Source organism: Janibacter sp. GXQ6167 (assembly GCF_041365945.1).
In the GTDB taxonomy this organism is placed as follows: domain Bacteria; phylum Actinomycetota; class Actinomycetes; order Actinomycetales; family Dermatophilaceae; genus JBGFSK01.
The window spans coordinates 36,854-49,776 of sequence record NZ_JBGFSK010000010.1; the positions used below are offsets into that span (position 1 = coordinate 36,854).

The window sequence follows — 12,923 nt, forward strand, 5'->3', positions numbered from 1 at the left end:
CCCGGGCATTTGCGTCAAGGGGGGGGACAGGGAAGGGGGAGAGCCACCGGCTGTGGTGACTCTCCCCCTTCGCGCTCATTGCGCGGTCGTCAGTAGGTGCGGAAGCCCTCGCCGGTCTTGCGGCCGAGCTTGCCGGCTTCGACGAGCTCGACGAGCGTCGGCGCCGGGGTGAAGCCCTCGTGCCCGAACTCGGCCTTGAGCTCCTCCTGGATCGCCAGGGAGACATCGAGCCCGACGACATCGAGCAGGGCGAAGGGGCCCATGGGGTAGCTGTAGTGCTCCTTGATCGCCTCATCGATTTCATCGATCGTGCCGAGGCCGGCCTCGTGGGCCTTGATCGCGTCGTTGAGGTACGGGAAGAGCAGGGCGTTGACGATGAAGCCCGAGCGGTCGCCGCAGCGCACGGCCACCTTGCCGACCGAGGCGCACAGATCCATGACCGTCGCGAGCACGTCGGCGCCGGTGTCCTCGGTGTGGATGACCTCGACGAGCTTCATGATCGGGGCCGGGTTGAAGAAGTGCATCCCGACGACGTCCTGCGGGCGGGAGGTCACCCGGCCGAGGTCGGTGATCGACAGCGACGAGGTAGTGGTCGCGAGGATCGCGCCGGGCTTACAGATCCGGTCGAGGTCCTTGTAGAGCTCGGTCTTGATCTCGAGATCCTCGGCGATCGCCTCGACGACGAGGTCGACATCGCCGAGCGCCTCACGCTCGGTGGCGCCGGTCAGGCGACCGAGGACGGCGTCGGCATCGCCCTGTTCCATCTTGCCGCGGCTGACGGCCTTGGCGAGCGACTTTTCGATCGCGGCATAAACCCCGTCGACCTTGTCCTGCGTCCGCGCCACGTAGGTGACGGGGTAGCCGGCCTTGGCGAAGACCTCGACGATGCCGGTCGCCATGGTGCCCGAGCCCACGACACCGACGGTCTCGATGGTGCGCGGGGTCGCGGCCTCATCGGTCCCGGCCTCATCGGATTGAGCCTCACCGAGGGTGTCGAAGACCGGCCGCGGCTGGTGCAAGGGGTCGCCGCTCTCGGCGTAGGTCGCCGCCAGTGCGTCGCGCACCTGCTCGGCGCCGATCTGCTCGATCAGCGCGAGCGGTCCGACCGGAAGGCCACACCCGAAGCGCATGCCGTTATCGATGTCGGTCGCGGTGGCGTACCGCTCCTCGTACATCGAGGCGGCGTGGTTGAGGTAGGGATAAACAAGCGAATCAGCGAGCGCGCGGGAGTCCATAGCCATGATTCGATCCTCGCAGTGACGACCGGCCCGCGGCAGGGTGGTTCGGCGTGAGAGTCGCCACGTCTCCCCCTTCCCCCTTCCCTGGCCCTCTCCCCTTTCCTGACTTTGCTTAAGCAACTCCTCGTTGCTCACCCTCGTGGGTAAGCAACGAGGAGTTGCTTAAGCAAAGTCGGGACGGGAGGGGGGGTGGCGGCGCGGGTTAGGGTGGCGCGCGTGCGTTTGGTGATCGCGACCTGCAGCGTCGACTACGAAGGGCGGCTCACCGCCCACCTGCCCCTGGCGACCCGTCTGCTGATGGTCAAGGCCGACGGCTCGGTCCTCGTCCATAGCGACGGAGGCTCGTACAAGCCGCTCAACTGGATGGCGNGTGATCGCGACCTGCAGCGTCGACTACGAAGGGCGGCTCACCGCCCACCTGCCCCTGGCGACCCGTCTGCTGATGGTCAAGGCCGACGGCTCGGTCCTCGTCCATAGCGACGGAGGCTCGTACAAGCCGCTCAACTGGATGGCGCCGCCGTGCGCGATGGCCGAGGTGGCCCCCGACGAGATGGAAGCGGCCGAAGGGGTGACCGCGGTCTGGGTCGTCCAGCACGCCAAGACCGACGACCGTCTGCGGGTAAAGATTCACGAGGTCTTCCACGACATCACCCACGACCTCGGGGTCGATCCGGGCCTGGTCAAAGACGGCGTCGAGGCCCACCTCCAGGCCCTCCTTGCCGAGCACATCCACACCCTCGGCGAGGGGTACCGCTTGATCCGGCGCGAGCACATGACCGCGATCGGCCCGGTCGACATCTTGGCCAAGGATGCGAAGGGCGTGAGCGTCGCGATCGAGATCAAGCGGCGCGGTGAGATCGACGGTGTCGAGCAACTGACCCGCTATCTCGAGCTGATGAACCGCGACCCGATGCTCTCCCCCGTCACCGGGGTCTTCGCCGCGCAGGTGATCAAGCCGCAGGCTCGCACCCTCGCCGAAGACCGTGGGATCCGCTGCGTCGTGCTCGACTACGACGAATTGCGTGGCATCGACTCGAGCGAGCACCGCCTCTTCTAGTCGGCGGCGAGCGGCTCCCCCCTTCATACGATTCGAGGTATCCCACCGTCATAGGTGACGGCGAGATACCTCGAATCAGCAGTCGAAGAGGTTCAGGCGGCGTGCTCGCAGGTCTCGCACGAGCAGTTCGTGCACTCGCAGCTGGCGCACGCGTCGTTGCAGTTCTCGCACTTGCAGACGTTGTGGTTGCAGGTCTTGCAGGAACAGTCGGTGCAGGTGCACTTGGCGCACTCATCCGAACAGTTCTCGCACTGGCAGGTGTCGCAGTCGTCGTAGTGGCCGTCGTGCTTGTGGTGCAGGTGGCCGTCGTGCTCGTAGTCGGTGTGGTCGAGGTGCTTGATCGCGGTGTGGCCGCAGCCCTCGCCATGCTCGTGGTCGTGGTCGGTGTGGGCCTTGTGGTTCGCGTGCAGGTCGTGGTGGCTCATCAGTGCTCTTCCTTCGAGTGAGAAATGGCGTCGAGCACGATGTGAGACACGTGCTCATCGGTGATCCGATAGGTGCGATGCCGCCCGTCGAGGTCGGCGCGGACGAGTCCGGCCATCCGCATGACCCGTAGGTGCTGAGACAGCAGCGTCTGCGAGACGCCGACTGCCTCGGCGAGTTCCTGGACGGCCATGGGCGACTCATGGAGCCGAACGATGATCCGGAGCCGGACCGGGGACGAGAGCACCTTGAACAGGCTGGCGGCTTGCTCGATGCACTCATCCACCCCTTCACCATACATGAAGACCTGTGCATATGTTTAGGAGTGAGAACCACTCCCGGTTGGGTAAGTGGCTGTGCCAACGCCGGTGTGAAATCCTCCCTGCAGAGCCCCACGGAGGGGCTCCCGGACGAGGGGCGCCGTACCCGGTCAGCGACAAGACGGCCCAGGAGTGTGCGCCGTCATGCCATGGATCGTCCTGATTGCCTCCGGTGTCCTCGAAGCCGTCTGGGCCACCGCCCTCGGCAAATCCGAGGGTTTCACCAAGCCCGTGCCGTCGGCGATCTTCGCCGTCGCCCTGGTCGCCTCGATGGTCGGCCTCGCCTACGCGATGAAAACCCTCCCGGTGGGCACGTCGTACGCGATCTGGGTCGGGATTGGGGCCGCCCTCACCGTCGCCTACGCGATGGCGACCGGGACTGAGCCCTTCTCCCTGGTCCGCGCCGCACTCATCGCAGTCCTCATCGGGGCCATCATCGGGCTGAAACTCACCCACTGACGCCGGGCCGGCATGCCAAGGGTGCATAGCTCCGCACCCCGAGCCCCCCCCCTTCACGCGCGGCCTGCCGAAGGTGCGGCGCCTCGCACTCCGGGCACCCCACCTTCACGCGCGCGGCCTGCCGAAGGTGCGCCACCTCGCACCCTCAACACCCCGCCTTCGCGCGCGGCCTGCCGAAGGTGCGCCACCTCGCACCCCGAGCACCCCCCTTCACGCGCGGCCTGCCAAAGGTGCCTTGCTCCGCGCCCCCAGCACCCCACCTTCACGCGCGGCCTGCCGAGGGTGCGCCACTGCGCACCCCCGGCAGGCCGTCGTTGGGCTCGGCTACTCCAGTCCGAGGTGGAAATCGCTCGGGTCCGGACCGATCCGGCCCCCGTGGTCGGCGACGTCGAGGCCCGCGAAGGCGGCGAGGTCTGCCTCGTCGAGGGCGAAGCCGAAGACATCCCGGTTAGAGCGAATCCGCTCCGGGGTGACCGACTTCGGGATCACGACATTGCCGATCTGCAGGTGCCAGCGGATCACGGCCTGCGCCGGAGTCACCCCGTGGCGAGCGGCCACCTCTTCGACGACCGGATCGTGCAGGAGCTCGCCACCTTGTCCAAGCGGACTCCACGCCTCGGTGGCGATCCCGTGCTCGTCGTGGAAGGCGCGCAGTTCGCTTTGCTGCAGGTAGGGGTGGAGCTCGACCTGGTTGATCGCGGGCCACTCCCCCGTCTCCTCGTGGAGCGCGGTGAGGTGTTCGGGCCCGAAGTTGCAGACACCGATGGCCCGGATGAGGCCCTCGTCGCGCAGCGTGCGCATGGCCTGCCAGGTCTCGACGAAGCGGCCCGCGCGCGGCGCCGGCCAGTGGATCAGGTAGAGGTCGAGCACGTCGAGACCGAGCCGCTCCATGGAGCCGGTCAGGGCGGCACGGACCGTGTCGATCCCGCCCTGGTCGTCATTCCACAGTTTCGTTGTGACGAAGACGTCCTCGCGCGGCACCGACATCTGCGACAGCGCCTGACCGACCCCGGCCTCGTTGCCGTAGATCCGGGCGGTGTCGACGTGGCGGTAACCCGCGTCTACCGCGAGGCCGACGACATCGACCGCCACCTCGTCGGGCACCTGCCAGACGCCGTAGCCCAGCGAGGGGATCTCGACCGCGTTCGTCGGGGTGCGAAGGGAGTGAGTGGAGTGCTCGGTCAGGTCAGAAGGGGGGTTGGTCATGCCTCCACCCTACGAAGAGGACGCGCCCCAAGGCACCCCCTTCTCCTCGCGGCGACCGGTGGAGTCATCGGTCTGCACCGCGCGATAGGCTCGCGCGTATGGCGCCCATCAGCAAAGTACTCATCGCTAACCGAGGCGAGATCGCCGTGCGTATCGCCCGCGCATGTAAGGACCACGGCATCGGTTCCGTGGCCGTCTACGCCGACCCCGACCGCGACGCACTCCACGTGAAGGTCGCGGACGAGGCCTACGCGCTCGGAGGTTCGACCCCCGGTGACTCTTACCTCCTGCAGGACAAGCTGCTCGAGGTCGCCAAGGAGTCCGGCGCCGACGCGGTCCACCCCGGCTACGGCTTCCTTGCTGAGAACGCCGACTTCGCCCAGAAGGTCATCGACGCCGGCCTGACCTGGATCGGCCCGGGCCCGGAGGCGATCGACTCGCTCGGCGACAAGGTCAAGGCGCGCCATATCGCTTTGAAGGCCAACGCCCCGCTGGTCCCCGGCACCAAGGACCCGGTGGAGGGTCCCGACGAGGTCGTCGCGTTCGCGAAGGAGCATGGCCTCCCGGTCGCGATCAAGGCGGCGTACGGCGGTGGCGGTCGCGGCCTGAAGGTGGCCCGCACCATCGAGGAAATCCCCGAGCTGTTCGACTCGGCCGTGCGCGAAGCGGTCACCGCCTTCGGTCGCGGCGAGTGCTTCGTCGAGCGCTTCCTCGACCACCCGCGTCACGTCGAGACCCAGTGCCTCGCCGACCAGCACGGCAACGTCGTCGTCGTCTCGACCCGTGACTGCTCGCTGCAGCGTCGCAACCAAAAGCTCGTCGAGGAGGCGCCCGCCCCCTTCATCACCGATGAGCAGCACGCCGAACTCGTGCGCGCCTCCAAGGAGATCCTGAAGGGCGCCGGGTACGTCGGCGCCGGGACCTGCGAGTTCCTCGTCGGTCCGGCCGGGGACATCTCCTTCCTCGAGGTCAACACCCGCCTGCAGGTCGAGCACCCCGTGACCGAAGAGGTCACCGGCATCGACCTCGTCCGCCAGCAGTTCCGCATCGCCGACGGCGAGGAGCTGGGCTTCGACGACCCCGAGCCGCACGCTCACTCGATCGAGTTCCGGATCAATGGTGAAGACGCCGGTCGCGGCTTCCTGCCCGCTCCCGGCACCGTCACCACGATGACCGTCCCCGAGGGTCCCGGCGTGCGCTGGGACGCGGGGATCGTCGAGGGCGACACGATCGCCGGCGCGTTCGACTCGATGATCGCCAAGCTGATCGTCACCGGCCGCAACCGCACCGAGGCCATCGAGCGCTCCCGCCGCGTCCTCGACGAACTCGTCATCGAGGGCATGCCGACGGTCACCCCCTTCCACGTCGCGGTCGTGAGCAACCCGGACTTCGCGCCGGAGGACCCCAACGAGCCCTTCAAGGTCCACACCCGCTGGATCGAGACCGACTTCGACAACACCATCGAGCCCTACTCCGGCGACGCTGCCGAGGGCGAAGAGGCCGAGGAGCGCCAGAAGATCACCGTCGAGGTGGGCGGCAAGCGCCTCGAGGTTGTCCTGCCCGGCGGCCTCTCGCTCGGCGGTGGCGGCGGTGGCGCGGCGAAGAAGAAGGCCCCCAAGCGCTCCGGCGGCAGTAAAGCGGGCGCAGCGGCGTCCGGTGACTCGCTCACCGCGCCGATGCAGGGCACCATCGTCAAGATCGCCGTCGAGGAAGGGGCGGAGGTCGCCGAAGGTGACCTCGTCGTCGTCCTCGAGGCGATGAAGATGGAGCAGCCGATCAACGCCCACCGGGCCGGGGTCGTCACCGGACTGCAGGCCGAGGTCGGCGCGACCGTCGCCAATGGCGCGGTCCTGTGCGAGATCAAGGACGCCTGAGTACCGAAACGGGGCGGATCACCGCCCCGGTGATCGCTGAGGGCGAGCCCCGCCACGACACGCTCGTGGTCGCGGTGCTCGCCCTTTGCGGCACCGTCGTGTCGTTGCAGCAGACGATGCTGCTCCCGCTGCTGCCAGATCTGCTCGGGACGACCTCGGATAACAGCACGTGGCTGCTCACCGCTACCTTGCTCGCCGGCGCCGTCTCGACGCCGATCCTCGCGCGCCTCGCGGACATGCGCGGCAAGCGGCTGATGCTGCTGATTTCGCTCACGGCAGTCACCGTCGGCGGCACGCTCGGGAGCCTCGTCGAGCAGTTCCCCCTTCTGGTCGTGGCGCGACTCATCATGGGGATCGGACTCGCGCTGATCCCCGTCGGCATCGCGACGATGCGCGACGAACTGCCGCCGTCTCGCGTGCCCGTGGCGGTCGCCCTGATGAGTGCGTCACTGGCCTTCGGCGCGGCGGTCGGACTGCCTCTTGGAGGGCTCGTCGCCGCGCACTTATCGTGGCGCGGCACCTTCTGGGTGCCCGCCTTGCTCGCCGCGGCGCTCTTCGTCGCCGTGCATCGGCTAGTGCATCCCACGCCGCGACCCGCGGGCGGGCGCTTCGATGTCGTGGGCGCAGTACTCCTCGGTGGCGCGCTCACCTCCCTTCTGCTGCTCGTCTCGAAGGGGGCCCTCTGGGGGATCCGCGACCCGCGCACGATCGTGGCGATCACCCTCGCCGTGACACTCCTCCTACTCTGGGTGCCGTGGGAGTACCGCGTGCGCGACCCGCTCGTCGATCTGCGCACCTCCACGACGCTGCCGGTCGTGATCGCCAACGTGGTCTCGCTCCTCGTGGGCCTCACGATGTTTGCCAACATGCTGATCTCATCTCAGGCGCTGCAAGCACCGACGTCGACGCCCTACGGGCAGGGGCTGAGTGAGATGCACGCGGGGCTGTGGATGGTGCCGGGCGCGGCGGTCTTCGGGCTGATGGCTCCGGTGTCGGCAAAAATTACCCGGCGCTATGGGCCGGTCATGACGATCCTTGCTGGCTCGCTACTGAGCGCGCTCGCCTACGGCGCCCGGATCTGGCTGACGCACAGCGTCGCCGAGATCGTGATCGGCGCGGCCCTTGTGGCCGCGGGTTCGGCCCTGGCCTTCTCGGGCCTGCCCACCCTGATCATGGGTGTCGTTCCCGCGGCCGAGAGCGCCCAAGCCAATGGGCTCAATACGCTGCTGCGCTCGATCGGCACCTCGGCTGCCAGTGCCGGGACCGCCGCGATCTTCGCGGTGAGCGCGGCCTCTTCGCCCCCTTCGGCGGTGCTGGCCGTCACTCCCTCGCTCGGTGGATTGCAGTTGGTCACTGCGCTCGCAGCGCTGGCGTCGGCGCTCGCCGCCGTGGCGTGCCTACCGATCCTGCGTCGGGGCGCGCTGGATGGATACCCGCGCTAACGGGGAGCGGCTACGCCCGATCAGCGCCGGTCGCCGCTGGGTCCAGGACGAAGGACCGGCCGCTGATCTCGAGGACGTCGAGCACCAGCACGTGCTTCTTCTCGGTGCGCACCCAGGGGCGGAGGTTCATCGTGACCTCGGCCCGCTCATCGTCATCGACGACCTCGGTGACCTTGCCCTGGGTGACCACGCTCGACGCGGTCCGGCCGTCGTGTTCGTCGATCTCGAAGGCGACGATGTCCTCGACCTTGAGCGCATAGAACTTCGAGCCCTCGGCGGTCCGAAACACGATCCGGTCGCCGTCGATGGCGTAGTTAACCGGCGCGATGGTGGTGCGTCCCCGCAGGTGATAGGCCAGGCGTCCAAAACTGTTCTGCCGCAGCAGATCCCAGCACTCATCTACCGTGAGATCGCGAACGACGACGTCACTGTCGGTCATGTCGGGCTCCTCCTCGATACCGCCTACCCGACCTAACCTATCGGCCGCTTCGTCAGTTGGTCCGGGTGGGGTGAAGGCGGCGGGCGGCCTCGGCGAGCGAGCCGGTGAGCGACGGGTAGACCGTGAACGTCCCGGCGACCTGGTCGACGGTCAGCCGGTGCTGGACGGCGAGCGCGATCGGGAAGATCAGCTCCGAGGCGCGCGGCGCCACGATCACGCCGCCCAGGATCACGCCCGAGGCCTTCGCGCAGTACATCTTCACGAAGCCCTCGTTGATGCCGAGCATCTTCGCGCGCGGGTTCGTCGAGAGCGGCATCATCACCTCTTCGACGGCGGCGACACCGGCCATCGAGGCGGCGTTGCGCCCGACCGTCGCGATCTCCGGATCGGTGAAGACGTTGGCGCTCACGGCGTCGAGGTCAAGCGGGGACACCGCGTCGCCGAGGGCGTGCGACATCGCGATCCGACCCTGCATCGCCGCGACCGACGCGAGCGCGAAGACGCCGGTGCAGTCCCCCGCGGCGTAGATCCCCCGGACCGTCGTCCGCGACACGCGGTCGACCTTGATGTGGCCGGACTCGGTGAGTTCGACGCCGACCTCTTCGAGGCCAAGGCCTGCGGTCTGCGGGATGGCCCCGACCGCGATGAGGACGTGTGAGCCCTCGATCTCGCGGCCGTCTTCGAGGTGCACGACGACTCCATCGCCGCGGCGCTCGGCCCCGGCCATGCGGGAGCGGTTCAGGACCTCCATGCCGCGGCGACGGAAGACCTCTTCGATGACGGCCGCCGCGTCCTGGTCCTCGCCCGGCAGGACGAGATCGCGCGAGGAGACGAGGGTGACGCGGGTGCCGAGCCCAAGGTAGGCCTGGGCGAGTTCGGCGCCGGTCACACCAGAGCCCACGACGATGAGGTGCTCGGGGAGTTCGGGGAGTTCGTAGATCTGCTGCCAGGTGAGGATGCGCTCACCATCGGGCACGGCGCTCGCCAGGACACGCGGGGTGGCGCCGGTCGAGACGAGGACCACCTCGGCGGTGAATTCCTCCTGACCCTCTTCGGTCGTCGCCACCACAGACGTCGGCGAGGCGAGGTGACCACTGCCGCGCACGATCCGCACGCCGACCTCTTCGAGACGCTTGGAGATATCGGCCGACTGAGCCGCGGCGAGATCGAGGACGCGCTGGTTGATCTCGGCGAGATGCGCGTGCGCGTCGCTGACGTCGTCGCCTTCCTGGTCCTGCAGGTGCACCCCGAGCTCGTGGGCAGTCTCAAACTCGGACATGTAGTCCGCAGTCGCGATCAGAGTCTTGCTCGGGACGCAGTCGGTCAGGACCGCAGCGCCGCCGAGGCCGTCCCGATCGATGACGGTGACATTCGCGCCGAGGTGCGCCGCCACGAGGGCAGCCTCATATCCACCTGGGCCTCCACCGAGGATGACTACCTTCGTCCCGCGCATATTCACGCCCCTTATCCAACCATCGCCGCGAAGGGGGGCGTGCCTCAGGTCACACGTGGCGCGGGTGATTCTTCACCATTTGCCCTGCCCGTGCGCTCGCCATCGACCCGCAGGTGTTGCTCCTCGACGAGCCCCTCTCCGCGCTCGATGCCAAGGTCCGCGGGCAACTGCGCGACGAGATTCGACGGATCCAACTCGAGGTGGGGACCACCACCCTCTTCGATCTAGGTGGGCAACACCGATTTGGCCAGCTTCGCTCCCGGTGATCCCGTCACCGTGCGACCGCGTGGCGACGCCGCCCTCGCGATCGCGGGCTGACCCCCTTCGGCGCCCCGGAAGCGGTCAACGGGCGGGGAAAGATCCGCGTCCGATGACCGTTTCCGCGACCTGGAAAGGTGCAGGTGCACCGACCTGGGCAGGAGTCGGTAGGCACCGATAGCCTGGCGTGGTGAGCGAGAACACCGAAGTTCAGGCGACCGACGACCCCTTCAAGCTGGCGAAGGAGGCGGCCGAGGTCATCGCCGAGCGCACCGGCCGCGAGCGTCACGATGTCGCGCTCGTGCTCGGCTCGGGTTGGGGGACGACCGCCGAACTCATCGGCGAGACGGTGACGAGCATCGAGCAGGCCGAGGTGCCGGGCTTCGCCAAGGCCGCAGTGGCCGGCCACTCGGGCGTGATGCGCTCGATCGCGATCAGCGGCAGCGACAAGCGCGCCCTCGTCTTCGGGACGCGCACCCACTTCTATGAGGGGAAGGGAGTCCGCGCGGTGGTTCACGCGGTGCGCACCGCCGCGGCCGCGGGCTGCTCGACGATCGTGCTCACCAACGGCTGCGGTGGCCTGCGTCCCGAGTGGGGTCCGGGGACGCCGGTGCTGATCAGCGACCACCTCAACCTCACCGCGACCTCCCCCATCGAGGGCGCGAACTTCATCGACCTGACGGACCTGTACTCCAAGCGCCTGCGCGATCTGGCGCGCGAGGTCGACCCCAGCCTCGATGAAGGGGTTTACGTGCAGTTCCGGGGGCCGCATTACGAGACCCCAGCCGAAGTGAAGATGGCAGGCATCCTCGGCGGCGATCTCGTCGGGATGTCCACCACGCTCGAAGCCATCGCCGCGCGCGAGGCGGGCCTGGAGATCCTCGGCGTCTCGCTCGTCACCAACCCCGCCGCCGGCGTCTCCCCGACCCCGCTCTCTCACGAGGAGGTCGTCGAGGCCGGCAAGGCCGCCGCCGAACGCTGCGGCCAGCTCCTCGCCGCCATCGTCACGCGCCTCTGATCAGGCATCAGCATCATGTTTCGCTACCAGGGCCGCCACGCACACCAGGAGGACGGAATGCCCACCCCCGCCGCACTCGATGACCTCACCGCGACCGCGAGGCTGTGGGCATCCGACGATCCTGACGAGACCACACGAGCCGAGTTGACGGCCGTGATCGAGGCGGCCGAAGGGGGCGACGCGCAGGCCGTCGCCGATCTGGAAGACCGCTTCTCCGGGATGTTGCAATTCGGGACCGCCGGGCTTCGGGGCGCGCTCGGCGCGGGTCCCAACCGGATGAATCGCGCCGTCGTGATCCGCGCGGCGGCGGGCCTCACGGCCCACCTGCAAAAAGACATTCCCGAGCCGATCGTCGTCATCGGCTACGACGCGCGCCACGGCTCGGCCGACTTCGCGCGGGACACCGCCGGGGTCGTGACGGCCGCCGGTGGGCGGGCCATGCTCCTCCCCCGGACCCTCCCGACCTCGCTCCTCGCCTTCGCGGTGCGGCACCTGCGCGCCGACGCTGGCGTCATGGTGACGGCGAGCCACAACCCGCCGCAGGACAACGGGTACAAGGTCTACCTCGGCGACGGGAGCCAGATCGTCTCGCCTGCCGATGTCGAGATCGCCGCCGAGATCGCGAAGGTGGAGTCCGTCGCCTCGGTCCCGCGCGCCCACGCGGGCTGGGAGGTCCTCAGTGAGGACATCGTCGAGGCGTACCTCGACGGGGTCACCCAGGTGATCGACCCCCACAGCGCGCGGGAGGTGTCGATCGTGCACACCGCGATGCACGGGGTTGGCACCCAGACCCTGCTCGCCGCCTTCGACCGGGCGGGCTTCCCCGCCCCGGAAACCGTTGCGGCGCAGGCCGAACCGGACCCCGACTTCCCCACCGTGGCCTTCCCCAACCCCGAAGAGGACGGCGCACTTGACCTCGCGCTCGCGCAGGCGAGTGAGTCGGGGGCGGATCTCCTGATCGCCAACGACCCGGACGCGGATCGGTGCGCGGCGGCCGTGCGCGATCGCGATGGCGGCTGGCGCCTGCTGAGCGGCGATGAACTCGGTGTGCTCCTCGGCTCGCGGATCATCGTCGGCGGTGTCGAACCCGACGAGTCCCTCGCCTGCTCGATCGTCTCCTCCCGCCTGCTCGCCGCGATGTCGGCGGCCGTCGGCGTCAATCACGTCGAGACCCTGACCGGCTTTAAGTGGATCGCCCGCGTGCCGGGCCTGCGTTTCGGATACGAAGAGGCGCTCGGCTACTGCGTCGACCCGCGCCGGGTCAAGGACAAGGACGGCATCAGCGCCGCCCTTCTCATCGCCGAACTCGTCGCGATCTTAAAGGCCCAGGGCCGCAGCGTCCTCGATGTCCTCGACGACCTCCACCGTCAGTACGGCGCGCACGCATCCGGCTCCTTCTCGGTCCGGGTCGACCAGCTCGAGCAGATCGAAACCGTCATGCGCCGCCTGCGGGAGAACCCGCCGCAGCAGATCGCCGGGGTCGACGTCGCGCAGTTCGACGATCTCAACGAAGGGGGCGCCCTGCCCCCGACCGATGGCCTGCGGTGGTATCTCGTCGACGGCTCGCGGGTGATCGTCCGGCCGTCGGGCACCGAGCCGAAGGTCAAGATCTACCTCGAGGCCATCGAGTACGTCCGGGACGAGGGTCTCGACCACGCCCGCTGGATCGCTGGCGAGCGGCTCGGTCGGCTGCGCGAGGCGATGGCAGAACTCACCGCACTGGACGGGCGGTAGCC

At 68.5% G+C, this 12,923-nt stretch carries 12 protein-coding genes, 2 pseudogenes and 1 riboswitch; of the genes and pseudogenes, 8 read left to right on the forward strand and 6 right to left on the reverse strand.

Annotated features, from left to right (window positions below; genetic code table 11):
* Positions 1–89: 89 nt before the first annotated feature.
* Positions 90–1,241, reverse strand: a complete 1,152-nt coding sequence (locus AB8K43_RS13605; RefSeq protein WP_370894747.1) for a 3-hydroxyacyl-CoA dehydrogenase NAD-binding domain-containing protein — start codon at positions 1,239–1,241, stop codon at positions 90–92.
* Positions 1,242–1,454: 213 nt separating this feature from the next.
* Here AB8K43_RS13605 and AB8K43_RS13610 point away from each other — a divergent pair.
* A pseudogene (locus tag AB8K43_RS13610) lies at positions 1,455–1,592 on the forward strand (endonuclease); the annotation flags it as partial.
* Positions 1,593–1,608: 16 nt separating this feature from the next.
* Positions 1,609–2,295 (forward strand): endonuclease NucS, encoded by a 687-nt coding sequence (gene nucS, locus AB8K43_RS13615; RefSeq protein ID WP_370894748.1) that lies wholly within the window; start codon positions 1,609–1,611, stop codon positions 2,293–2,295.
* A gap of 92 nt (positions 2,296–2,387) precedes the next feature.
* On the opposite strand, the gene AB8K43_RS13620 is transcribed toward nucS, so the two are convergent.
* The gene (locus AB8K43_RS13620) at positions 2,388–2,720 is read right to left on the reverse strand and encodes a hypothetical protein (RefSeq protein ID WP_370894750.1); all 333 of its coding nucleotides are present in this window, start codon (positions 2,718–2,720) and stop codon (positions 2,388–2,390) included.
* Positions 2,720–3,004: an ArsR/SmtB family transcription factor gene (locus AB8K43_RS13625; protein WP_370894751.1), complete on the reverse strand. Its 285-nt coding sequence runs from the start codon at positions 3,002–3,004 to the stop codon at positions 2,720–2,722. Before AB8K43_RS13625 ends, AB8K43_RS13620 begins: the two co-directional genes overlap by 1 nt.
* A gap of 98 nt (positions 3,005–3,102) precedes the next feature.
* Positions 3,103–3,169, forward strand: a riboswitch (guanidine-III (ykkC-III) riboswitch).
* Positions 3,170–3,182: 13 nt separating this feature from the next.
* Here AB8K43_RS13625 and AB8K43_RS13630 point away from each other — a divergent pair.
* A complete protein-coding gene (locus AB8K43_RS13630) occupies positions 3,183–3,497 on the forward strand; it encodes a multidrug efflux SMR transporter (RefSeq protein ID WP_370894752.1) in 315 nt (104 codons plus the stop codon).
* A 324-nt stretch (positions 3,498–3,821) separates the two neighbouring features.
* Here the strand turns inward: AB8K43_RS13630 and AB8K43_RS13635 are convergent, their stop codons facing one another.
* Positions 3,822–4,703 carry an aldo/keto reductase gene (locus tag AB8K43_RS13635; protein WP_370894753.1) on the reverse strand — a complete coding sequence of 294 codons (882 nt, stop codon included), beginning with the start codon at positions 4,701–4,703 and terminating at the stop codon, positions 3,822–3,824.
* Between the two features lie 98 nt (positions 4,704–4,801).
* Here AB8K43_RS13635 and AB8K43_RS13640 point away from each other — a divergent pair, with 98 nt between their 5' ends.
* Positions 4,802–6,577, forward strand: a complete 1,776-nt coding sequence (locus AB8K43_RS13640) for a biotin carboxylase N-terminal domain-containing protein (RefSeq protein ID WP_370894754.1) — start codon at positions 4,802–4,804, stop codon at positions 6,575–6,577.
* A gap of 29 nt (positions 6,578–6,606) precedes the next feature.
* Entirely contained in the window at positions 6,607–8,019 is a 1,413-nt protein-coding gene (locus AB8K43_RS13645) for an MFS transporter (RefSeq protein WP_370894755.1), read from the forward strand.
* A gap of 10 nt (positions 8,020–8,029) precedes the next feature.
* Here AB8K43_RS13645 and AB8K43_RS13650 read toward each other — a convergent pair whose 3' ends face one another.
* Together AB8K43_RS13650 and AB8K43_RS13655 are read right to left on the reverse strand one after the other, a co-directional pair.
* Positions 8,030–8,458, reverse strand: coding sequence for a pyridoxamine 5'-phosphate oxidase family protein (locus AB8K43_RS13650; RefSeq protein WP_370894756.1), 429 nt, complete (start codon positions 8,456–8,458; stop codon positions 8,030–8,032).
* A gap of 52 nt (positions 8,459–8,510) precedes the next feature.
* Entirely contained in the window at positions 8,511–9,911 is a 1,401-nt protein-coding gene (locus AB8K43_RS13655) for an NAD(P)H-quinone dehydrogenase (protein ID WP_370894757.1), read from the reverse strand.
* Positions 9,912–9,997: 86 nt separating this feature from the next.
* On the opposite strand from AB8K43_RS13655, the pseudogene AB8K43_RS13660 reads away from it, so the two are divergent.
* From AB8K43_RS13660 to AB8K43_RS13670, 3 genes and pseudogenes are all read left to right on the forward strand, one after another.
* Positions 9,998–10,132, forward strand: a pseudogene (locus tag AB8K43_RS13660) (spermidine/putrescine ABC transporter ATP-binding protein); the annotation flags it as partial.
* A gap of 227 nt (positions 10,133–10,359) precedes the next feature.
* Positions 10,360–11,187 carry a purine-nucleoside phosphorylase gene (locus AB8K43_RS13665; RefSeq protein WP_370894758.1) on the forward strand — a complete coding sequence of 276 codons (828 nt, stop codon included), beginning with the start codon at positions 10,360–10,362 and terminating at the stop codon, positions 11,185–11,187.
* A gap of 57 nt (positions 11,188–11,244) precedes the next feature.
* Complete coding sequence (locus tag AB8K43_RS13670) at positions 11,245–12,921, forward strand: phospho-sugar mutase (RefSeq protein WP_370894759.1); 1,677 nt, start codon at positions 11,245–11,247, stop codon at positions 12,919–12,921.
* The last annotated feature ends 2 nt before the right edge of the window (positions 12,922–12,923 follow it).

Excerpts from the sequence above, each read along its gene's own strand:
- AB8K43_RS13620 (WP_370894750.1), bottom strand. The coding sequence starts at position 2,720 with ATGAGCCACCACGACCTGCACGCGAACCACAAGGCCCACACCGACCAC.
- AB8K43_RS13630 (WP_370894752.1), top strand. The coding sequence starts at position 3,183 with ATGCCATGGATCGTCCTGATTGCCTCCGGTGTCCTCGAAGCCGTCTGG.
- AB8K43_RS13655 (WP_370894757.1), bottom strand. The coding sequence starts at position 9,911 with ATGCGCGGGACGAAGGTAGTCATCCTCGGTGGAGGCCCAGGTGGATAT.
- AB8K43_RS13640 (WP_370894754.1), top strand. The coding sequence starts at position 4,802 with ATGGCGCCCATCAGCAAAGTACTCATCGCTAACCGAGGCGAGATCGCC.
- AB8K43_RS13635 (WP_370894753.1), bottom strand. The coding sequence starts at position 4,703 with ATGACCAACCCCCCTTCTGACCTGACCGAGCACTCCACTCACTCCCTT.
- AB8K43_RS13670 (WP_370894759.1), top strand. The coding sequence starts at position 11,245 with ATGCCCACCCCCGCCGCACTCGATGACCTCACCGCGACCGCGAGGCTG.
- AB8K43_RS13650 (WP_370894756.1), bottom strand. The coding sequence starts at position 8,458 with ATGACCGACAGTGACGTCGTCGTTCGCGATCTCACGGTAGATGAGTGC.
- AB8K43_RS13605 (WP_370894747.1), bottom strand. The coding sequence starts at position 1,241 with ATGGCTATGGACTCCCGCGCGCTCGCTGATTCGCTTGTTTATCCCTAC.